General features: G+C 43.3%; 16 protein-coding genes and 10 tRNA genes. 22 read left to right on the top strand and 4 right to left on the bottom strand.

What is annotated here, in order from left to right; genetic code table 11:
- Nucleotides 1–13: 13 nt before the first annotated feature.
- A complete protein-coding gene (locus sps_RS05585) occupies nucleotides 14–526 on the bottom strand; it encodes a VC2046/SO_2500 family protein (protein ID WP_077751629.1) in 513 nt (170 codons plus the stop codon).
- Nucleotides 527–650: 124 nt separating this feature from the next.
- Between sps_RS05585 and sps_RS05590 the strand changes: the two genes are divergently transcribed.
- The 5 genes from sps_RS05590 to sps_RS05610 all read left to right on the top strand — a co-directional run bounded on the left by sps_RS05590 (nucleotide 651) and on the right by sps_RS05610 (nucleotide 2,496).
- Nucleotides 651–735, top strand: a tRNA-Tyr gene (locus tag sps_RS05590).
- A gap of 31 nt (nucleotides 736–766) precedes the next feature.
- Nucleotides 767–851: transfer RNA gene (locus sps_RS05595), tRNA-Tyr, on the top strand.
- Between the two features lie 96 nt (nucleotides 852–947).
- Nucleotides 948–1,032: transfer RNA gene (locus sps_RS05600), tRNA-Tyr, on the top strand.
- Between the two features lie 93 nt (nucleotides 1,033–1,125).
- Nucleotides 1,126–1,210, top strand: a tRNA-Tyr gene (locus sps_RS05605).
- Nucleotides 1,211–1,434: 224 nt separating this feature from the next.
- On the top strand, nucleotides 1,435–2,496 hold the full coding sequence (locus tag sps_RS05610; RefSeq protein WP_149027221.1) for a PLP-dependent cysteine synthase family protein: 1,062 nt from the start codon (nucleotides 1,435–1,437) through the stop codon (nucleotides 2,494–2,496).
- Nucleotides 2,497–2,551: 55 nt separating this feature from the next.
- On the opposite strand, the gene queE is transcribed toward sps_RS05610, so the two are convergent.
- On the bottom strand, nucleotides 2,552–3,220 hold the full coding sequence (queE, locus tag sps_RS05615; protein WP_077751631.1) for a 7-carboxy-7-deazaguanine synthase QueE: 669 nt from the start codon (nucleotides 3,218–3,220) through the stop codon (nucleotides 2,552–2,554).
- 168 nt (nucleotides 3,221–3,388) lie between these two features.
- Here queE and queC point away from each other — a divergent pair, with 168 nt between their 5' ends.
- Entirely contained in the window at nucleotides 3,389–4,078 is a 690-nt protein-coding gene (gene queC / locus sps_RS05620) for a 7-cyano-7-deazaguanine synthase QueC (RefSeq protein WP_077751633.1), read from the top strand.
- Between the two features lie 2 nt (nucleotides 4,079–4,080).
- Nucleotides 4,081–4,698, top strand: coding sequence for a rhombosortase (rrtA, locus tag sps_RS05625; protein WP_077751634.1), 618 nt, complete (start codon nucleotides 4,081–4,083; stop codon nucleotides 4,696–4,698).
- A 94-nt stretch (nucleotides 4,699–4,792) separates the two neighbouring features.
- On the opposite strand, the gene uvrB is transcribed toward rrtA, so the two are convergent.
- The gene (gene uvrB / locus sps_RS05630; protein WP_077751635.1) at nucleotides 4,793–6,808 is read right to left on the bottom strand and encodes an excinuclease ABC subunit UvrB; all 2,016 of its coding nucleotides are present in this window, start codon (nucleotides 6,806–6,808) and stop codon (nucleotides 4,793–4,795) included.
- A gap of 1,020 nt (nucleotides 6,809–7,828) precedes the next feature.
- On the opposite strand from uvrB, the gene sps_RS05635 reads away from it, so the two are divergent.
- The 15 genes from sps_RS05635 (at nucleotide 7,829) to gloA (ending at nucleotide 18,199) form a co-directional block, all read left to right on the top strand.
- Nucleotides 7,829–7,904 (top strand) — tRNA-Asn (locus sps_RS05635).
- Between the two features lie 47 nt (nucleotides 7,905–7,951).
- Nucleotides 7,952–8,027: transfer RNA gene (locus tag sps_RS05640), tRNA-Asn, on the top strand.
- A 36-nt stretch (nucleotides 8,028–8,063) separates the two neighbouring features.
- Nucleotides 8,064–8,139 (top strand) — tRNA-Asn (locus tag sps_RS05645).
- Between the two features lie 30 nt (nucleotides 8,140–8,169).
- Nucleotides 8,170–8,245: transfer RNA gene (locus tag sps_RS05650), tRNA-Asn, on the top strand.
- A gap of 36 nt (nucleotides 8,246–8,281) precedes the next feature.
- A tRNA-Asn gene (locus tag sps_RS05655) sits at nucleotides 8,282–8,357 on the top strand.
- 30 nt (nucleotides 8,358–8,387) lie between these two features.
- Nucleotides 8,388–8,463 (top strand) — tRNA-Asn (locus sps_RS05660).
- 116 nt (nucleotides 8,464–8,579) lie between these two features.
- Nucleotides 8,580–10,484: an EAL domain-containing protein gene (locus sps_RS05665; RefSeq protein ID WP_077751636.1), complete on the top strand. Its 1,905-nt coding sequence runs from the start codon at nucleotides 8,580–8,582 to the stop codon at nucleotides 10,482–10,484.
- A gap of 112 nt (nucleotides 10,485–10,596) precedes the next feature.
- Nucleotides 10,597–11,175 (top strand): electron transport complex subunit RsxA, encoded by a 579-nt coding sequence (gene rsxA / locus sps_RS05670; protein WP_005501820.1) that lies wholly within the window; start codon nucleotides 10,597–10,599, stop codon nucleotides 11,173–11,175.
- Between the two features lie 2 nt (nucleotides 11,176–11,177).
- Complete coding sequence (gene rsxB / locus sps_RS05675; RefSeq protein WP_077751637.1) at nucleotides 11,178–11,747, top strand: electron transport complex subunit RsxB; 570 nt, start codon at nucleotides 11,178–11,180, stop codon at nucleotides 11,745–11,747.
- On the top strand, nucleotides 11,741–14,191 hold the full coding sequence (rsxC, locus tag sps_RS05680) for an electron transport complex subunit RsxC (protein WP_077751638.1): 2,451 nt from the start codon (nucleotides 11,741–11,743) through the stop codon (nucleotides 14,189–14,191). Before rsxB ends, rsxC begins: the two co-directional genes overlap by 7 nt.
- Before the next feature lie 3 nt (nucleotides 14,192–14,194).
- Complete coding sequence (gene rsxD / locus sps_RS05685; protein ID WP_077751640.1) at nucleotides 14,195–15,247, top strand: electron transport complex subunit RsxD; 1,053 nt, start codon at nucleotides 14,195–14,197, stop codon at nucleotides 15,245–15,247.
- A 15-nt stretch (nucleotides 15,248–15,262) separates the two neighbouring features.
- Nucleotides 15,263–15,901 carry an electron transport complex subunit RsxG gene (gene rsxG / locus sps_RS05690; RefSeq protein WP_077751641.1) on the top strand — a complete coding sequence of 213 codons (639 nt, stop codon included), beginning with the start codon at nucleotides 15,263–15,265 and terminating at the stop codon, nucleotides 15,899–15,901.
- 68 nt (nucleotides 15,902–15,969) lie between these two features.
- Nucleotides 15,970–16,668 carry an electron transport complex subunit E gene (locus sps_RS05695; RefSeq protein WP_149027386.1) on the top strand — a complete coding sequence of 233 codons (699 nt, stop codon included), beginning with the start codon at nucleotides 15,970–15,972 and terminating at the stop codon, nucleotides 16,666–16,668.
- A gap of 65 nt (nucleotides 16,669–16,733) precedes the next feature.
- On the top strand, nucleotides 16,734–17,375 hold the full coding sequence (gene nth, locus sps_RS05700) for an endonuclease III (protein WP_077751644.1): 642 nt from the start codon (nucleotides 16,734–16,736) through the stop codon (nucleotides 17,373–17,375).
- Between the two features lie 413 nt (nucleotides 17,376–17,788).
- The gene (gene gloA / locus sps_RS05705; RefSeq protein ID WP_077751646.1) at nucleotides 17,789–18,199 is read left to right on the top strand and encodes a lactoylglutathione lyase; all 411 of its coding nucleotides are present in this window, start codon (nucleotides 17,789–17,791) and stop codon (nucleotides 18,197–18,199) included.
- Between the two features lie 76 nt (nucleotides 18,200–18,275).
- Here gloA and sps_RS05710 read toward each other — a convergent pair whose 3' ends face one another.
- Nucleotides 18,276–20,867, bottom strand: a complete 2,592-nt coding sequence (locus tag sps_RS05710; RefSeq protein WP_077751647.1) for a TonB-dependent receptor — start codon at nucleotides 20,865–20,867, stop codon at nucleotides 18,276–18,278.
- Nucleotides 20,868–21,426 lie beyond the last annotated feature (559 nt).

A 21,426-nucleotide genomic window follows, 5' to 3' on the forward strand; every position in this document is an offset into this window, starting at 1 on the left:
AATTAAGCTCAGGCTAACACGCCTCCATGATTCGACTCATCTGCCTTTGCTTAGAAAGAATATCGACAAAATGAGGAGACTCGAAATCTATTGCATCACCATAACCCACTTCTTTCGATTTAGACCTGATAAATTTCTCGCGTGTTAAGAGATCACAATTGGTTAGCACCTGTTGCATCTCTACTGGCTCACTTCCTCGGGTGACCATAGCTTCGGATTGAATCGCTTGGGCTAATTGAAAAGCGCGAGCCCCCCCCTCTCTAAATATTCGGCTATGTTCTACGGGTGAGCTATCCACCGACAGATCGCTAACTAACTGCAGAGGTGCCGCTAAGTCGAACTTTGTCCTCAGTTGATCATCAATATTTTTTCCCAGCAGATCCGTTTGGAATTGAGCCATATCTCGAGCATCGGTAGATAACAGGGCCAATAAAAGAGCAAACTCCCCTCGACGGCCATTATCTATCGCATGATTAAGCCTAGTGCCTAATTGTGACTCATTTACTAATACATTACTCATTCGCATAAAAAAACATCAATAAATCAACTCGTTGATAGTTAATCGACCGCTTAAACCAGAACTTTAGCTTTTTTTCAAATAGAGGCTTTACACTGGTGTAGTTTGTGACTACTATTGCCGCCGCAATTGAGGAGGGGTTCCCGAGTGGCCAAAGGGATCAGACTGTAAATCTGACGGCTCAGCCTTCGAAGGTTCGAATCCTTCTCCCTCCACCATTTGCACTAAAGAAATAAAATAAAGATATCCGGAGGGGTTCCCGAGTGGCCAAAGGGATCAGACTGTAAATCTGACGGCTCAGCCTTCGAAGGTTCGAATCCTTCTCCCTCCACCATCTTTATTTAGTGACTTTAGACGTGTGAAAGCTAATGTTTCTTCTTGCTGTTTTTTACTCACTGCAGAATAACATTAGTCCAGTAGAGAAAAATGTGGAGGGGTTCCCGAGTGGCCAAAGGGATCAGACTGTAAATCTGACGGCTCAGCCTTCGAAGGTTCGAATCCTTCTCCCTCCACCATCTTTACTTAGTGATTGTAGACATGTGAAAACTAATGTCCTTCTTGCTGTTATTACTCACTGCAGAATGATATTTAGTCAGAATAGAAAATGTGGAGGGGTTCCCGAGTGGCCAAAGGGATCAGACTGTAAATCTGACGGCTCAGCCTTCGAAGGTTCGAATCCTTCTCCCTCCACCACTTCTCTCAACTACCGCCAACCTCAGTTGTACACCCCCATTTAACTTACTGTCATTGTCCTATTGGCTAACGTCTTATCCCAGAGACTTACCGATTTCCTAATGTGCCCCATATATAATTATCTTTCCCCTGACTCGCACGATAGATTCGGCTTTCACGATTAATTCAATTTCGCTATCATCAGCTACCTTTCGTTATATTCACCTTCAATGGTCAGAGGCAACATGGCATCTTCTTGGGTAAATCAGGCAATCGCAATCATAGACGCTGATTATCAGCGTAGTGCTGACACACATTTAATTAAGTTAGATCTTCCGGTACTGACTGGGATCGACATCTATCTGAAAGATGAAAGTACTCATCCCACAGGCAGCTTAAAACATAGACTGGCACGTTCACTCTTCCTTTATGCATTATGTAATGGTTGGATTAGCGAAGGGACCACAGTCATAGAGTCCTCATCGGGAAGCACGGCGGTATCTGAAGCTTACTTTGCCCGCTTACTCGGCTTGCCTTTCATCGCAGTCATGCCTCGCACAACAGCGAAGAAGAAGGTACAGCAAATCGAATTTTATGGTGGTCAGTGTCATTTTGTCGATCATTCCAATGAAATTTACGCAGAATCAGAACGCTTAGCCAGTAAATTAAAGGGCCATTACATGGACCAATTTACCTACGCTGAACGGGCGACAGATTGGCGAGGCAATAATAATATTGCTAATTCTATTTTTGATCAGATGAACAGAGAGCCCCACCCTATACCTAAGTGGATTGTGATGAGCCCAGGTACAGGTGGCACGTCGGCGACGATTGGGCGCTATATTCGCTATCAACAGTTGGACACTCGCCTCTGTGTCGTCGATCCAGACAATTCAGTTTTCTATGATTACTACACCAGCGGCGACAACTCGATCACATCAGTCAAAGGCAGTAAGATTGAAGGCATAGGTAGGCCCCGGGTCGAACCTTCTTTCATACCAGGGGTTATCGATCATATGGAGAAGATACCTGACGCCGCATCCGTGGCTACCATCTACTGGTTAGAGAAGTTCATCGGCCGTAAAGCGGGTCCATCTACCGGAACCAACCTTTATGGGGTATTGCAGATAGCCGCTAGAATGCACGCTAGGGGTGAAACGGGCTCATTAGTCACTCTCTTATGTGATTCCGGTGAACGTTACCTGGATACTTACTACCACCCTGATTGGGTTAAAGAAAATATTGGTGATCTCAGCCAGTTTAACAACCAACTCAAGAATTTTGATATGACAGGCAAGCTAGCTTAGCTAATTTCCCTTTAGCCGAATGAATTTCCTCACTCGGCTAAAGGGATAGTCTGGATCAATCTATATTGAGGTATTTATGCGTCTGTATCGATAAACGCCAGTTGCGCTCGATACAGGTTTTCATTGCAAGTTCTGTAGCTCGAGGTTTCTGACTAATGGGCTGCAGGCAGATCGTTTTACCATCAAGCTCGATACCCTCTAGTAAATCATCCAAATCATCGATATGTTTGGACGTGGCTACCGGATGCTTAATCTCATCGGCTCGCTCGAGTGCCTGATTAAGTACCGCCATGCCCGCTTTCATATTCACCTTAGGTGATACAGTGACCCAAGTCTTATCTGAACAGATAACATCAAACGTGCCACTGGTCTCTATTTGAGTCCCGTAGCCTTGACAGTTAAGCATTGATGTTAATTCTGTCAAATCATGGATACATGGCTCTCCGCCAGTGATCACGACATGTTTTGCGCTGAAACCTTTGCGTGTAAAAAAGTCGATAAGATCTTTTGCAGTCAACTCGGACCAGCGACCTATCTCTCCATCAACCTGTATGACCTGCTCTGGGACGACTCGATTTTGCTCGAAAACATCCCATGTATGTTTAGTATCACACCACGAACACCCTACCGGGCACCCCTGAAGCCTCACGAAGATGGCTGGAACACCGGTAAAAAAACCTTCACCCTGGATGGTCTCGAAAACTTCATTAACTGGATACTTCATGGTCTATCTCTACAAGGATGGCCGGCATTTATAGTGTATTTTTAGTTTACAGGCAAGCGATAAAACCGCTTTGGAACGAGTAAAAAGCCAATACTGGTTCAACTGATATTATACAAGCGAGGGACTGTCAGTTAAAATGACGACAATTTAACTACTTGAGTGAACAATATGTCAAAAGCAGTCATCGTTTTTAGTGGTGGGCAAGATTCAACTACCTGTTTAATCCAAGCACTCGAGCAATATGATGAAGTCCATGGTATCACCTTCGATTATGGACAACGTCATAGTCAAGAAATTGAAATAGCCAAAGGGCTAGGTAAGCGCCTTGGTTTAACGAGTCATAAGGTCCTCGATGTCTCTATGTTAAACGAGTTAGCCATTTCAGCATTAACCCGTGATGATATTGCGGTATCGAATACACTAATGGACAATGGCCTACCCAACACTTTTGTTCCGGGTCGGAATATATTATTTCTCACCTTAGCAGGTATTTTTGCTTATCAGCTGGGCGCAGAGGCCGTGATCACTGGTGTATGTGAAACCGACTATTCTGGTTATCCCGATTGCCGTGATGACTTCGTCAAGGCGATGGCATCGGCGTTAGTTCAAGGAATGGACAGGCAGCTTGATCTTGTCACTCCTTTGATGTGGTTAAATAAAGCTGAAACTTGGGCCCTTGCCGATAAGTTTAATAGTCTGGCCTTAGTCCGGGATGAGACCTTAACCTGTTATAACGATATAGTGGGATCTGGCTGTGGCACCTGCCCTGCATGCTTATTAAGACAAACGGGGTTAGATGACTACCTAAACAACAAGGCGCAAATACAGTTAAATTTAGCAGCCAAAACAGCCCAGTAACTATGATGTTTATCGCCTCGACAAAAATCAGGCTATGGCTTTCTTCGAGTTATAGTCTGGTCGTACTGGTCACTATTGTATGTATAGGGCTCTATTTCTTAAACCTTGCTGACTCCCTCGCCTATAGAAGGGTAGAAATAGGCGATGGTGAGTATTGGCGACTATTGACTGGCAACCTGCTTCATACCAATGTCTGGCATCTAATCATGAATTTGGCGGGATTATGGGTCATAGTGCTGCTTCATCACACACATTACCGTTTATTGCATTTCTCGTTACTCTTCATAGCTTGCAGTCTACTCCAGGGGCTTGGTCTATACCTGTTTTATCCAGGTTTAATCGGCTATGTAGGCTTAAGCGGGATGCTCCATGGATTATTCACTTATGGTGCGATAAAAGACATCACCGTAGGATTAAAGTCAGGTTACCTCTTGTTGCTGGGTGTCATCATCAAAGTCAGCTATGAGCAGATTTATGGCGCCAGCCGTGAAGTCACTGAGATGATAGGGGCAAGAGTCGCCACAGAAGCTCATCTCGTGGGTGTTGTCAGTGGGATATTGATCTTCCTATTGGTTTACGCTGTACGCTTTTTGAATAAACAGTGTGCCGACACAGTATAGGTCAATGTGTAGATATAAATTTGATAGATATAATAAAAAGCAGCAATACGAGTCAGAGTATTGCTGCTTTTTGCTTTTTATTAAGAGCTAGTTATCAAGCTTTAATAAACGCATCTCTGAGCTTCAATACCTGATCCCTGACCGCCGCAGCTTGTTCAAACTCTAAGTTTTTCGCATGTTCATGCATCAACTTCTCCAGTGCATCGATTTGATGGCTTAAACTTGCCGCATCCTGAACTGCGTATTTAGCCTTATTTTCTGCAACGTTAAGACTAGTATAATCCCCTAAGATCCCCTTATCTCTCTCGCCTACGTCCATCACATCGGTGATCTTTTTCACCACACCTGTAGGAGTAATACCGTTATCGAGATTGAATTGGTGCTGCATTTTACGCCGCCGCTCTGTTTCCCCCATGGCTGCAGCCATAGATTTAGTGATACGGTCTGCATACAATATCACCTTGCCATTAATATTTCGGGCAGCGCGGCCCATCGTTTGAATTAATGAACGCTCGGAACGTAAGAAGCCCTCTTTATCGGCATCCAGAATACACACCAGAGAGACTTCTGGCATATCTAACCCTTCACGTAGTAGGTTAATTCCCACCAATACATCGAAGACTCCCAAACGAAGATCACGAATAATCTCTACTCTTTCAACCGTATCTATATCTGAGTGCAGATACCTTACCTTGATCCCATGCTCGTCTAAGTATTCACTTAAATCTTCCGACATGCGTTTCGTGAGTGTCGTGACCAATACCCGCTCATTAACCTTAATTCTTTTGCCTATTTCAGAGAGCAGATCATCAACCTGTATCCCCACGGGTCTGACTTCCACCTCAGGATCGAGTAACCCCGTGGGCCTAACCACTTGCTCAGCGATCTCTCCATCACACTTATCGAACTCATATTGGCTCGGCGTCGCTGAGACAAAAATAGTTTGAGGCATCAAATCTTCAAACTCATCAAATTTAAGAGGACGGTTGTCGAGGGCAGAAGGCAAACGAAAACCATATTCAACCAAATTAGACTTTCTAGAGCGGTCGCCTTTATACATAGCACCAATTTGTGGCACTGTGACATGCGACTCATCAATAATTAGCAAGCCATCATCAGGTAGATAATCCAACAGAGTCGGCGGCCCCTTTCCTGTCGCTCTGCCCGATAGGTAGCGAGAATAGTTTTCAATACCTGAGCAATAACCTAACTCCACCATCATTTCCAGATCATACTGCACTCGCTCAGATATTCGTTGAGCTTCGATCAACTTATTGTTATCCAGTAACTGCTGCTTGCGTTCCCTGAGTTCTACTTTTATCTCTTCTGTAGCCGCTATGATTTTTTCTCTGGGAGTCACATAATGACTCTTCGGATACACACTGATGCGGGCGATACGCTTTATGATCTGGCCAGTTAAAGGATCGAATAGGCTTAACCTTTCTATCTCATCATCAAAAAGCTCTACTCTTATTGCATTTTTATCTGAATCTGCCGGAAATATATCAATCACTTCTCCTCTAACTCGAAAAGTACCACGATCTAACGAAATATCATTGCGTGTGTATTGCAGCTCACTGAGACGCAAGAGGATATCCCTTTGCCCCATGAAGTCACCCTGTCTCAGATGCAACAGCATCTTCAAATAAGAATCGGGGTCTCCTAAACCATAGATTGCAGATACCGAAGCGATTAAAACCACATCCTTTCTCTCGAGAAGTGCTTTCGTCGCAGAAAGTCGCATCTGTTCGATATGTGCATTCACAGATGCATCTTTCTCTATAAAAGTGTTCGTTGAGGGCACGTAGGCCTCGGGTTGATAATAGTCATAGTAAGAAACAAAATATTCTACAGCGTTGTGAGGGAAAAACTCTTTCATCTCTCCGTACAGCTGCGCCGCCAATGTTTTGTTTGGCGCCATAATGATCGTAGGCCTAGCCATTTGCTTGATCACATTGGCAATGGTAAATGTTTTACCTGAGCCCGTGACCCCGAGCAGAGTCTGGCATGCGAGTCCAGATTCGATGCCGTCAACCAGCTTAGCTATCGCCTTGGGTTGATCACCAGCAGGCGAGTATTGTGATTCCAGCTGAAATGTTGATTCTGTCACTAACCGAGTTCCTTTTTTAAGCAGCTGAACATTTTAAACCAATTAAGGGACGTGTGTGAATAGAAGGCTGTATATTTCTTTTTATCCATATAAATTGATCACAATAAAGGGATAACGGATATTTTGAATACCAGAGACTCATTATCGATACAAAGGCGTAGCAGAATATAATGACAATTCCATTTATTTTTAATGAAATTTTAAAACATGTACTAAAAACAGTAAAAAAGGTTAATAGTTAGCTGGGAAATCAATGAAACTGCCGGATTAATTCACAAGTAGCACTATTGCAACAGTTACATTTTTGTAACGGTGAACAGCTCAGCAAGAATAAAGACTTGCATTTACTATCCACATGTTTTTAATCAAGTTTGTATGCGGGCAAAAAAACTGGCGATTTTAAGTTCAACCCCCTGTTTATGAGGCTTTGAAACACATTTTAATACTTAACCCACAGGCTTATCCACAGATTTAGTGGATAACTCAATCTAGCCCTTACCCTATGGGGGTTTAACACCTTCCCATAAAACCAACTTTAAAAATCCCATGGATGTAATTTTACTACATATGGAAGTCTGCATCATATTCCAACACTTTATAGGAAGGCAGATTATAGTTGCATTGCATTTACCCTAGCCAAAAAACAAGAATGATAAAAACGACTCACTATCATTCTCCAATAACCCTCTCAAATGATTCTTCACTGATAAACCATTCACGACTTCAGATTGTTAATCGGCGTTAATAGAACGATTAAGTGTATTTATTAATCTCTGGAAGCCCATTTATCTGAACCAAACAGCTTCAATCGACATAAATAAGGAATATGCTTTAAATCACGCCCACTCCCACAAGTGAAAATTGCTCATCCAAACAACAAAATGAGCAATTCTCCGTCAGGACGAACATTAGATGAGCACTTAACAGCATAATTACACTTTTTTTTCTTACTCGAGTTGACTCAACATCAAGAGCGATTTAATATGCGCTCCGTCTTCAACGACGAGTAGCTTTAACGTTTCCCCTGTAGTTCAGTTGGTAGAACGGCGGACTGTTAATCCGTATGTCACTGGTTCGAGTCCAGTCTGGGGAGCCAAAGTTATTTAGAATTGAAGACAATCAGAAATATCTGGTTAAAAATATTCCCCTGTAGTTCAGTTGGTAGAACGGCGGACTGTTAATCCGTATGTCACTGGTTCGAGTCCAGTCTGGGGAGCCATTTTTAATAGATATCTGATTTGAATGAAAACGCGATTCCCCTGTAGTTCAGTTGGTAGAACGGCGGACTGTTAATCCGTATGTCACTGGTTCGAGTCCAGTCTGGGGAGCCATTCATTCAAGACAACATTATTTAAAGCGATTCCCCTGTAGTTCAGTTGGTAGAACGGCGGACTGTTAATCCGTATGTCACTGGTTCGAGTCCAGTCTGGGGAGCCATATTTTAACGTAATGTAGAAAAATATTTAAAGCGATTCCCCTGTAGTTCAGTTGGTAGAACGGCGGACTGTTAATCCGTATGTCACTGGTTCGAGTCCAGTCTGGGGAGCCATTTAAATCTGTAAACAAAAGAAAAAACGATTCCCCTGTAGTTCAGTTGGTAGAACGGCGGACTGTTAATCCGTATGTCACTGGTTCGAGTCCAGTCTGGGGAGCCAATCTTTTTTCACCCTGACCTATCAAGCTCTTTCTATTTATACTCATTTAAGTTTAGAATAACGTTCAGAATTTACTAGAATAATAGATGTATTCTATCTCGGCGAACGGAACTCCTATGAGCTTATCTAGACTCTTTCAAGCCTTTTTATTTATCCTCTTTGCAGGTATCACAAGCCTTGTCTATCTTGACAGCAAAGATTCGCTTCAAGAAAAAGCCCAACAAAGGCTCGCCAGCTATCAAGCTGTCTTCGACCACACAACATTTTCAGCAAAAGACGGGAAAACGCTATTAGCTCAGCTAAACAAACATATTTCCTTCCAATTTTTTCAGTATATTCATAATGATGATAGTAGTTTTAATTTGACTCAAGGCACGCTTTATCCTGAGAAACAGACGCCCCTTGAGCACCTTTTTCCTGTAGATCTTCCCGATACACGTGATATCAGCAAGGGACGATTACAAGTAAAACTGTATGCAGACGATTTAATTGGACATACAGCAAACAGGTTTATACAAATTTTGTTGGTCTTATGGCTAAGTTATTTATCAATTGCAGTTTTTTACCTCCTCGTCATGGCTAGATTTAAACGCTCAATAAAATACGCTGCCAGCTACATAGAAAGCTTATCGAGCCAATCTTTTGATGCATTAGCATCGTCAAAGTTATCATTTGAGCTTCATCCTTTAGCTGAAGCTCTCGAAAAATGTAAATTAGCCCTGAAATATAGCTCAGATGAAACAGCACAAGAAAATGACAAATTGAAACGTGTTGCTTTTCAAGATGCAATAACAGGATTTGAAACCAGAATAAAGTTCACACAAAAACTCGAATCATTCTCAAGCTTAGGCAAAGAGCAAATTGGCCTATTAGCGATGATAAAAGCCAGCGAACTTGGGCCAATAAATCAAAACCACGGTCGCTCTGCCGGTGACGACTATCTGGCCAAAATTGCAAATTGCATCAGGAAAGCGGTAAGTAAGTATCCGAATTCACAATGTTATAGGATTTCAACTGCCGACTTTGCGGTTTTTATTCCCGATCTTATTTTAAAAGATGGCATTCCATTTCTCGAAAGTTTGAAATCTTTGTTCGATGAATATCAGCAAACCTTAGAAACCGATTCAATAGCACATGTTGGCCTTGTCCCCTATCGCCATGATTGTGAGCCAATGAATTTACTTACCTTAAGTGATACAGCTGTCAGCATTGCACAGACGTTAGGGCCTAACTGCTTTCATATGCAGGATAAGCTTAATGGCGATGAAGTCTACGGTGATACACGCTGGAAGCTTGCCATCGAAGATTTGATTAGAAGACGCGCAATAAAATTTTACCAACAACCGATACAGCCCTGCCGTACCGAAGTTAAGGTGTATAAAGAGCTTTTTTCTCGCTTCTATAACAGTGAAGGCAAGTTTTTGCCTACCGCGACAGTCATTGCTATGGCAGAGCGTCATGGCATGATTTTAGAATTAGATAAATTAATTGTCATGAACACATTAAAGATCCTGATGGATACCCCAGCACTCGAAGGGGCATACGGGATCAACATCAGTTCGTCATCTATAATGCAAGAGTCATTCGTCGCCTGGCTAAAAGATCAACTGATCAAGAAACGTCATATCGCGGCAAGACTCGTTTTTGAAACCAATGAAGCGGGAATGCAATCTAATTTAGCCGCCAGTTATAAATTCGTACAGGTCATGCACAGTGTCGGTGCCCGAGTGTCTGTAGAGCATTTTGGCATGGGGTTCACCTCATTTAAGTTCTTCAGAGAAGTTCGTCCTGACTTCATCAAACTTGACGGAACCTATACAGAATCCATCGAGAAAGATACGAACAACATGTTTTTTATCAAGATGATAGTAGACATTTCTCGTAGGCTAGGTATTCGGGTCATCGCAACAAGTGTAGAGCGACAAGAAGAGAAGCTCACACTTGAAAAAATGCTTATCGATGGCTTACAAGGATATTATATTGCCCAACCTCAAGCCATACAGGTGTTGGAGCCTAAATAATCAGTTTTCTAGAATATGCCCAAATTATTTAAAACCTTGTATTCTATGTGTTGTTTCTGACACTGGAAAAGCCGATAATACCCTTAATAATTATTCCCAAAATTGAAATGAGATGAGTGAGTATCTCCTGTTATTGATCGGCACAGTTCTGGTCAATAATTTTGTATTAGTAAAATTTCTTGGTCTTTGCCCTTTTATGGGGGTCTCCAGCAAACTAGAATCCGCCATAGGCATGTCAATGGCGACTACATTCGTGCTGACATTGGCCTCGGTATTAAGTTATTTGGTCAATCAATATCTGTTGCTGCCCTTTGACCTCGACTATCTTCGAACCATGAGTTTCATCTTGGTTATTGCCGTTGTAGTGCAATTTACTGAAATGTTAGTGCAGAAAACCAGTGCATCCCTCTATAGGGCACTCGGGATCTATCTGCCACTTATCACCACAAACTGTGCCGTATTAGGTGTAGCACTGCTCAACATCAATGAAAAGCATAACTTTATTCAGTCAGCCGTGTATGGTTTTGGTGCCGCTGTAGGTTTTTCTCTCGTACTCATCCTGTTTTCAGCCATGCGCGAGCGTCTCGCAGCTGCTGATGTGCCTTTACCCTTTAGGGGAGGAGCCATTGCAATGATCACCGCGGGCCTCATGTCACTGGCATTTATGGGATTCACGGGGTTAGTTAAATAGTCATGTCTGGAATATTTATCGCAATAATCTTGCTCACGGTCCTGGCACTCTTTTTTGGTCTCTTGCTTGGTTTCGCAGCGGAAAAATTTAAAGTTGAAGGTGATCCTCTAATGGATCAACTCGAAGCCTTATTGCCTCAAACACAATGTGGCCAGTGTGGTTACCCGGGTTGTCGTCCCTATGCTGAGGCCATAGCCAATGGGGACAAAATCAATAAATGTCCTCCCGGTGGCACAGCCACCATGGAAAAGTTAGCGGATATGGCGGGAGTTGATCCTGAACCGTTAACTGCGACCGAGGAAGTACAGGTAAAAAAGGTCGCGTATATCCGTGAAGATGAATGCATTGGTTGCACAAAATGCATTCAAGCCTGTCCTGTAGATGCCATTTTAGGCACTGGCAAGTTAATGCATACCGTCATAACAGACTACTGTACCGGGTGTGATCTGTGTGTTGAACCCTGCCCTGTCGATTGCATTGACATGTTACCCGTGACACAAAATATCAAAAATTGGGATTGGAAGTTAAACGCTATCCCAGTGAGAACTATAGATGAGGATGTGAAGTGCTAACTTTATTTGAACAAATTGATAAAGGGACACTTTGGCGGTCAATTGGTGGTATTCATCCTCCAGAGAGAAAAACCCTCTCTAACAAATCATCGATCAAGACCTTCCCCCTAGCAGATGAGTATGTCGTCCCCCTGCCTCAGGTCGGTGAGTCTGCTGTCTTGATCGTAAAACCAGGTGATTATGTCGCTAAAGGTACTGTGCTCACTAAGGGAACCCATTTTGGCCACTTACCTGCCCACGCACCAACTTCAGGCCATATATCGAGTATTGCACAGCGTCCGGGTAACCATGCCTCAGGATTAGCGGTATTAAGTTGTGTCATCAAAGCCGATGGACTGGATACTATAGATGCACATATTCATCAAGCACTCTCTGGGGATGAAGTTGAGCAGTTAACAGACAAACAACTACTGGCTAAGATACAAGAAGCAGGGATCGCAGGTCTAGGCGGCGCAGCCTTTCCGACCCATATTAAACTCAGCCCTGCCAGTGATATTGAGTTAGTCGTCATGAACGGCATTGAATGTGAACCTTACATTACTTCTGATGACATGATCATGCGGGAAAAGAGCGATGAGATCCTCAACGGTATCGCTATCATTCACCGATTACTGGCTCCAAAGCGCCTCATCATCGCCATCGAAGACAATAAACCCGAAGCGATTGAAGCGATGCAACATGCATTAAATCGAAGCTCACTACCAAAAAATGGCGTCAGAATCACCAGTGTACCAACGCGTTATCCTTCCGGAGGCGAGAAACAACTTATTCAGATATTGACTGGGCAGGAGGTTCCTTCGGGCGCTATTCCAGCTCAGCTCGGTATCGTGGTACAGAATGTTGCAACAGCCTATGCCATCAATGAAGCAGTATTACGTAATTACCCCCTAATTGAACGTGTTGTCACTGTCACAGGAGAGAACGCCCAACTTCCGGGTAATTATTGGATCCCCATTGGCACACCAATATCCCATGTGTTGACCCAGGCTCAATTTATAGGCAATGAACATGACAAGGTGATCATAGGGGGACCGATGATGGGTTACGCCTTGCATAACGATAATGCACCGACGTTAAAGGGCTCTAATTGTGTGTTGTTACCTGCAAGCGACGAATTAGCCCCAGACCAGAAAGAACTCCCCTGTGTTCGTTGTGGCGAATGTGCTCATGTCTGTCCGGCACAACTCCTCCCCCAGCAGTTGTTCTGGCATGCAAAGGCTCAAGAATACGAGAAAGCCACTAGCTATAACTTAGCCGACTGCATCGAATGCGGTTGCTGTACTTACGTATGTCCCAGTGAAATCCCTTTAGTTGAATATTATCGTATCGCGAAATCTGCGATAAAAACCGAAGCCGAAGAGAAAAAACAAGCAGAACTGGCGAAACAAAGATTCGACCTTCGTACCCAACGCCTAGAGGATGAAAAACTGGCAAGAGAAGCCAAACAGAAAGCCTCTGCCGCAAGGCGTAAGTCAAACATGTCCTCATCGGATAAGGATGCTGTCGTTCTTGCTATGGCAAGAATTAAAGCTAAAAAGGATGCAACAAACCCCGAAGTTGCAGCTCCGGCCGCGGATTCGACAAGCACCTCAAGCACAGGGCATGATACAGCTTCTGAGACTGCTTCTGAGACTAAAAGTAAACGAAAAGACATTTCCGCCGCGGTAGCACGGGCAAAGGCTAAAAAGACGGCACAAAAAGCGGCGACTCAAGACGACAACCCAAGTAACACGAAAGAGCCTGATTCAGATACCGCATTGGTCGATGGCAAGAAAGCTAAAATTGCAGCCGCTGTTGCTCGTGCTAAAGCCAAGAAAGCTGGCCTGAAACACGATGCTGCAAACAAATCTACTGGTACTCGCGCTGCTGAAGCAGAAACCAATAAGGTGAATCCACCTGTCGACGATAAGAAAGCCAAAATAGCTGCGGCAGTAGCAAGAGCCAAGGCTAAGAAGGTTGCAGCTCAGCAAGATACTGATGAAACCGATACCAGTACAGCAAGCGCCCCAGTCGATGATAAAAAGGCTCGAATAGCAGCGGCTGTCGCTAAAGCCAAGGCTAAGAAGGTTGCAGCTCAGCAAGATAATGATGAAACCGATACCAGTACAGCAAGCGCCACAGTCGATGATAAAAAGGCTCGAATAGCAGCGACAGTCGCTAAAGCCAAGGCTAAGAAGGCTGCAGCTCAGCAAGATACAGATGAAGCCGATACCAGTACAGCAAGCGCCCCAGTCGATGATAAAAAGGCTCGAATAGCAGCGACTGTCGCAAGAGCCAAGGCTAAGAAAGCTGCAGCTCAACAAGGTGCAGTTCAAGCCACTGCGAATACAACCAATGCACCTGTCGACGATAAGAAAGCCAGAATTGCTGCCGCCGTTGCTAAGGCGAAAGCCAAGAAAGCGGCCCTAAATACCAGCACTAAAACAGAAGATTATAAGGATTAATTGATGGCATTTAAGATTGCCTCTTCGCCTCATTTGAGTCGTCGATTCCAGACCAGTACCTTGATGCAAAGAGTGCTACTGTGCGCCTTACCAGGCGTAGCTGTTCAGTGCTATTTTTTTGGCTGGGGCACCATCATTCAGTTGGCGTTAGCCATCTCCGTGGCACTGTTTTGTGAAGCCAGCGTTTTAAGATTAAGACGCAGACCCGTATTCGCCACACTAAAGGACAACAGTGCCTTACTGACCGCCCTTTTTATTGGCATCGCAGTACCGCCACTTGCGCCTTGGTGGATAAGCTTCATAGGTGCGATGTTTGCGATCATCATAGTTAAACATCTCTATGGTGGACTTGGGCACAACATATTTAACCCGGCAATGGCGGCGTATGTCATGCTACTGATCTCTTTTCCTGTTCAGATGACTAGCTGGGTAGCACCCAGTGTCATTGCAAGCCAGCCCCTTGATATATTAGCCAGTTTACAGATGATATTTTTGGGCGGTACTCAAGCGGAGATCAGTGCCTATAAGCTGGGATTCGATGGCATTGCTATGGCTACCCCACTAGATACCTTAAAAACAGATCTTGCCATGGGGTTAACCAGTACAGAAAGTTTAACTAAAACTATTTTTAGTGATGGCTTTGGTATCGGCTGGTTCTGGGTCAATATGGCTTATCTCGCCGGCGGACTGGCCATGATAAAGATGAAATTAATCCGCTGGCATATCAGTGTGGGACTCTTAGGTGCGCTCTATCTCTGTGCAAGCATAGGGTTTATTCTTAACCCAGATACCCATGCGGGACCACTATTTCACCTGTTTTCCGGTGCAACCATGCTGGCTGCTTTTTTCATCGCTACCGATCCTGTCACCGCAGCCACCAGTGTCAAAGGTCGGCTGCTGTTCGGCGCTTTAATCGGTGTATTAGTGTATATCATACGGACTTATGGAGGTTACCCAGATGCTTATGCCTTCGCTATTTTACTTGCTAACCTCTGTGCACCTTTCATCGATCACTATATGAAGCCCAGAACTTATGGGCACAGATCCAGAAGCTAATACAGAGGATTAAATATGCAGAAATCAATCTTAAAAAACGGCTTCTTACTAGGACTATTTGCTCTGTTATGCACCGCGTTTGTTGCCGTAGTAAATCATCAAACTGTCGATAAAATCAAAGAGCAACAACAACTAGAGTTAAAACGTACGCTTCATCAACTGATACCGGACGACATGCATGACAATGAACTGACCGAGTACTGTATCTTGATCCACGATAAGGAAGCTATGGGCGTCGATATGCCATTGCCTTCATATATCGCCACCAATCAATCGGTCCCGGTGGCCATTGCCATGGAAGCCATTGCCCCAGATGGATACAATGGCAATATTAAGTTGATCATAGGCATCGACAGTCATGGAACAGTCCTCGGAGTCAGAACTCTTTCTCATGCAGAGACGCCAGGGCTTGGCGATAAAATAGATCTTAGAAAATCTGACTGGGTACTAAGCTTCAATCAAAAAAAGCTTCAATCTGAGACCGATAAGCGCTGGAACGTCAAAAAAGATGGTGGTGATTTTGATCAATTTACCGGTGCAACTATCACCCCTAGAGCCTATGTTAAAGCCGTACGTAAGGCGCTGATTTATTTCAATGAAAATAGTGAAACATTACTCAAACGCCCTGCAAACTGTGAGGTTGATTACCGATGAATGAAACGAATGTCGATGCATCAGATGAGCCCGTAGTGAATATAGCTGAGGATTCAAAATCCGGCGTGTTGAATGTGTATAAAGAGATTGCCTTTCAAGGCTTATGGAAAAATAATCCTGGTCTGGTCCAACTATTAGGCCTGTGCCCTTTACTGGCAGTGACGGCCACCTTAACCAATGCATTGGGTTTAGGTCTCGCGACCATGTTGGTGCTAATTTGCTCTAATATTTTAGTTTCACTAGTAAAAGATTTTGTCCCAAAAGAGATCCGTATTCCGGTGTTTGTGATGATCATTGCCGCCTTAGTGACGAGTGTGCAACTCCTCATCAATGCCTACGCCTATGGACTCTATTTGTCCTTGGGGATCTTCCTTCCCTTGATTGTGACCAACTGTGTGATTATCGGGCGCGCCGAAGCATTTGCATCCCGTAACTCTCTGCCCAAATCTGCGTTCGATGGCTTTATGATGGGCTTAGGCTTCTTAATCGTTCTAGCCATTCTAGGTGCCTGTAGAGAGCTTCTTGGGCAAGGCACGCTATTTGATGGCGCCGATCTCTTACTCGGGAATTGGGCGGCTGGGCTTACGATACATGTCTGGCAGTTTGAAACGAGTTTTCTCTTGGCTATGCTCCCACCCGGTGCATTCATCGGCATGGGGTTTTTGATCGCCTTCAAAAATGTTATCGATAAAAGAATCGCAGACAAACAGCCTGAAGTGACCGTACAAGGACCAGTGAAGCGAGCAAGAATAACTAAAGTCAGCTAATACCATAGGTCATAAACAAAATTATGACCTATGGTGATGCAAGCAAATACATAATAAGAAAACATATGAATAAAGATAAACGTCAGCGGATATTAGAGATCCTCAGAGAGAATAATCCCCATCCAGAGACTGAGCTGAATTTCTCCAGCCCGTTCGAATTACTGGTTGCTGTTACCCTTTCGGCGCAAGCGACCGACGTCAGCGTCAACAAGGCAACGGATAAACTGTTCCCAGTTGCCAATACAGCAGAAGCCATCTATGCCTTAGGCATAGATGGCTTAAAAACCTATATCAAGACTATTGGCTTATATAATAATAAAGCGGTCAATGTCATTAAAGCCTGTGGGATCTTAGTCGAGAAATATAACGGTCAAGTCCCTGAAGACCGTGAGGCTCTGGAGTCTCTTCCCGGTGTCGGACGTAAAACAGCTAACGTGGTACTCAATACCGCTTTTGGCTGGCCTACCATAGCCATAGACACTCATATTTTCAGAGTGGCAAACAGAACCAAGTTTGCCATGGGGAAAAACGTCGACCATGTCGAGCAAAAAATGTTAAAGGTCGTCCCTACAGAATTTATGGTCGATGTTCACCATTGGTTTATTCTTCACGGTAGATATACCTGCTTAGCCAGAAAACCACGATGCGGTAGCTGCTTAATAGAAGACTTGTGTGAGTTTAAAGAGAAAGTTTATCCAGAGGATTAAATCAGTCAGATGGACGCCATCGGACTATTTTATTAAATTATTGGTATTACAAATACTTAAAAAGCCGCTTAGCGGCTTTTTTTATGCTAACTAACACTTAAAGCGAAGCGTTAAAACATGCTCCAAAAGAAGATAGACAAACATACGCCAATGACTGCACTCAAACCAAATGCCATTTTTAATTCAGTATTCATTCTCTTTCCTATTATGTGTCAGTATAAATCATAACTTGGTAGACATTATCTTAAGAAACGACTGAAATTCACACCACAAAAGCATCAGAGTGTGATCTACACCTAAATTATTCACCTGCAAAAATGATGAGAGCAAAGCATCGAGAACCTTAGATCAATGGGTTATCATTTCAGCCAAGTACACAGCTTTTTTAATAATTAAAAACTACCGAGGTTTCAATGTCGCAATTTTTACATACCATGATCCGTGTTGTCGATCTAGAAAAAAGCATACACTTTTATACGCAAATAATGGGTATGAAGCTACTTCGAAAGTCAGAAAATACCGAATACAGATATACCCTCGCCTTCGTCGGTTTTGATAGAGAATCGACGGGAGCGGGCGTGATAGAACTAACTCACAATTGGGATACGGCGAGCTATGAGATGGGTAATGCCTTTGGTCATTTAGCCATAGGTGAAGCAGACATCTATGGCCGTTGCGAAGCGATAAAAGCCGCTGGGGGAAGCATAGTCAGAGCGCCTGGTCCCGTAGCAGGTGGCACGACAGAGATTGCTTTTGTGGAAGATCCTGATGGCTATAAAATTGAACTCATCCAGATGAGCTCAGCAGCTAAAGGCATAGGTTAACGTTATTACGTTAATTGAAAAGCATAAAAAAGCGCCTTTCGGCGCTTTTTTATTTTAATAGCTAATCTATTAAGCTTTAGAACTTAACTGATACACCTGCGAAGTATTGACGCCCAACTGTGTCGTAAACTTCTGGTACCGTACCACCGGCACTTCCGTTAGAGACATTTGATGGCTCTTCGTCAGTTAGGTTTTTAACACCCGCACTCAGCATCCAAGTATCATTGATGAAGTAAGTCGCCGATACATTGTGATAAAGAACCGCATCAACTTTAGTACCTTCGGCTAAATCATCCATCTCTCCAATATAACGGTTGAAGTACATTACACTCCAGTCGTCTTGGCTTGCTTTAATGCTAAAGTTATTACGAACTTGTGCATATGCACCGAAGTTACCATCGACGGTATTAGTGTAATCAACGCCATCTTGCTCAAAATTAAGCAAGTAAGTGGTGTCATTGCTAACGGTCCAATCTAAGTTTAACGCTTCGAAGTTATACGCTAAGTTAAAATCAATACCGCTTGTATCTTGGTAACCTACGTTAGTCAATGAATTGGTTAGGTTAGTCAAATCACCGTCCGGTCCGATATTAAATGCTTCACATGCCGTAGTATCACCTTTAAAACAGTTGGTTAGGCCATTTTGCGTGTCCAGACGTGCAATTGCATTCTTCACTTTAAAGCGCCAGTAATCGACAGTAAGAGACATACCATCCACATAGCTAGGTGAGTACACTAAACCAGCTGTATATGATTCAGATTCTTCGGCTTGAAGGTCTTCATCCGATGTGTAATTAACAAGTATCTGTGGATCTTGCTCATTACCCCATGGATCTGTTAGATAATCGTATGAACCTGAGTTACCGCCGTATAGCTCACTGACACTTGGCGCGCGGAAACCTGTTGCAGCAACGGTACGGATCATCAAGTCATCTGTCGCTTCATATGTTAGACCAATTTTCCAGGTAGATGCGTTACCAAATGTAGAATAATCATCGAAACGTAATGCAAACTCACCGGTTAACTTATCCGTGAATGGAACGCTAACTTCCTGAAACACTGACATTACGTTGTAGTTACCATCAGTAGGATCTTGCTGAGCAGCAGTACTCTCACCGGCTACAACGATTGGGTCAGGATTGTAATAACCACTCTCATAACGGTACTCTGCACCTATTGCATATGCTACTGCACCTGCATCAAGGTCAAATAGCTCGCCGGTTAAACCAGCAGACAATACATGCTGCTCGTTACCGCCATCAGCTTGTTCGGTGTACGCCACACCATCCAGCATTTCTTGATTTGTTATTGGCTCGCCAGAGAACCAAGGATCTTGGTCTGCATAAATGGCATCAGCCATCAATGACGCATTAATTGAATTTTCTACTGATGTCTCGGCTTTGTTTTTACCGTAAGTGTAAGAAACATCCCAATCCATACCTGTATTGATATCTAACGAACCAGCTAGGCCTGCAGAAATACGCATAGTGTCAGTATCTTGCTTGTAGATACGAGGACCTACATCATTCATACGTTTTCTAAAGTTTATTTGCCCATTATCATCAGCAACAATACCACCTGTAGCCATATCAGAATCAATATCAACACAAGTCGACGTATTCTGACCTGGCTCACATACATCTAACATAATGTTTGCTGGCTGTGCTGCCAACTGCTGATTGGATTTACGTTTGGTATATAAAATGTCACCGGTCAGAACTAGATCGCCGCCTAACTCTTGCGTCATATTGGCGAACAAGCTGTAACGCTTGCTTGGTGTTTGATAATAGCTATCTTGCGTATAATCGTAGCCTTGCTCTTGTGGGACCCAAGTTCCACCATTATTATTTTTAACTTCCTGTACGGGTTTTCCGTTTTCTCCTATAACGACATTTCCATTTTCATCAAATTTATTACCGATAATGCCGCCATTCGGAGTAAATGAACTAGCACCTGGATCTGTCCAATCACGATCAGACTGAATGACACCGCGACGTTCAGAGTAAGCTGCGCCGAATGTGTAGTTACCGGAATCAGTATTAAAACCATAAAGTGCGCTGATTTCGCCGTTTTCACCGTCGCTCTTATCAGTCATGCCACCAGTAACATCAATCTGGAAGCCTTCAAAATCTTTTTTGGTAATAATGTTAACAACACCGGCGATGGCGTCAGAGCCATATACGGCTGATGCACCATCTTTTAGAATCTCAACACGTGCAATCATAGCAACAGGAATAGAGTTTAGATCCACAGCGCTATTTGCACCAGAACCTGAGTTAACCATACGGCGACCGTTGAGCAATACTAAAGTACGCTCTGCTCCCATACCGCGTAGGTCAACCTGTGCTACACCGTCTGAGCCATTGTTGGTGCTTGAGCCCATGGCAGCTCCAGCCATTGAGGTCTGTGCTTGTAGCAATTGATCTACTGACGTGAAGCCTTCAGCTTTAATTGTTGCCGCATCGATAATGGTAACCGGTGAAGCCGTTTCCATATCTTGACGTTGAATGCGGGAGCCAGTTACTGAAATTCGCTCTACCTTGGCTGTTTCTTCTTGTGCGAATGCAGTGTTTGATACTGTGAATGCAGTAGTTGAAACCGATGCGATCAACCCAAGCTTGATAGCTTGCGATAACTTACTACTTGAATGCAGCGATGTTCTTATCATTAAGATGTACTCCCTAACTTATTATGACTTGCTTATTATTTGTTTTTATTTTGCGCCAATTATCGTTGATTATTTACCAATTTGTGTCGCTTTGTTAATTGGAATTAATGGCGTTGAAATTGAAACTATAGTTTCACCATAAGCCAGTCAATCACCAATTTAATTAACCCTTGATGCCGCAAAGTTAAAGCAAAGATACCAATAAGTAATAGAATGAACATTTTATAAAACACAAGAGCGGAAACATGTTATCAAACAGCATAAAAAACTCAAGAAACGCTAATTAGGCAGAGATTACATCTAGCCAATACTTAACAGTTCCGCAACCCACGCAAAAACCAAAAACGTGAGCTTCGTCACACTTTTACTGTAAGTCATTATATGGAGCGCCATTCTGTCGCGTTTTTTTGACTAAGGTCAATTCCACTTACCTTTGTTTATCTTATTTGTCAGCTTAGGTTCAGGGAGGTATTCGTGTATTAAATAACATTTACCTTATTATTAACATAAATAGTGATTACAAATTAATACATTTAAATCTATTAAGTTAATAATGCAG

Origin of the sequence: Shewanella psychrophila (assembly GCF_002005305.1) — a bacterium.
Lineage (GTDB): Bacteria > Pseudomonadota > Gammaproteobacteria > Enterobacterales > Shewanellaceae > Shewanella > Shewanella psychrophila.

What these genes read in the sequence shown, in the direction of transcription:
- sps_RS05585 (WP_077751629.1), bottom strand. Translation starts at nt 526, where the DNA reads ATGCGAATGAGTAATGTATTAGTAAATGAGTCACAATTAGGCACTAGG.
- sps_RS05610 (WP_149027221.1), top strand. Translation starts at nt 1,435, where the DNA reads ATGGCATCTTCTTGGGTAAATCAGGCAATCGCAATCATAGACGCTGAT.
- queE (WP_077751631.1), bottom strand. Translation starts at nt 3,220, where the DNA reads ATGAAGTATCCAGTTAATGAAGTTTTCGAGACCATCCAGGGTGAAGGT.
- queC (WP_077751633.1), top strand. Translation starts at nt 3,389, where the DNA reads ATGTCAAAAGCAGTCATCGTTTTTAGTGGTGGGCAAGATTCAACTACC.
- rrtA (WP_077751634.1), top strand. Translation starts at nt 4,081, where the DNA reads ATGATGTTTATCGCCTCGACAAAAATCAGGCTATGGCTTTCTTCGAGT.
- sps_RS05665 (WP_077751636.1), top strand. Translation starts at nt 8,580, where the DNA reads ATGAGCTTATCTAGACTCTTTCAAGCCTTTTTATTTATCCTCTTTGCA.
- rsxA (WP_005501820.1), top strand. Translation starts at nt 10,597, where the DNA reads ATGAGTGAGTATCTCCTGTTATTGATCGGCACAGTTCTGGTCAATAAT.
- rsxB (WP_077751637.1), top strand. Translation starts at nt 11,178, where the DNA reads ATGTCTGGAATATTTATCGCAATAATCTTGCTCACGGTCCTGGCACTC.
- rsxD (WP_077751640.1), top strand. Translation starts at nt 14,195, where the DNA reads ATGGCATTTAAGATTGCCTCTTCGCCTCATTTGAGTCGTCGATTCCAG.
- rsxG (WP_077751641.1), top strand. Translation starts at nt 15,263, where the DNA reads ATGCAGAAATCAATCTTAAAAAACGGCTTCTTACTAGGACTATTTGCT.
- nth (WP_077751644.1), top strand. Translation starts at nt 16,734, where the DNA reads ATGAATAAAGATAAACGTCAGCGGATATTAGAGATCCTCAGAGAGAAT.
- gloA (WP_077751646.1), top strand. Translation starts at nt 17,789, where the DNA reads ATGTCGCAATTTTTACATACCATGATCCGTGTTGTCGATCTAGAAAAA.
- sps_RS05710 (WP_077751647.1), bottom strand. Translation starts at nt 20,867, where the DNA reads ATGATAAGAACATCGCTGCATTCAAGTAGTAAGTTATCGCAAGCTATC.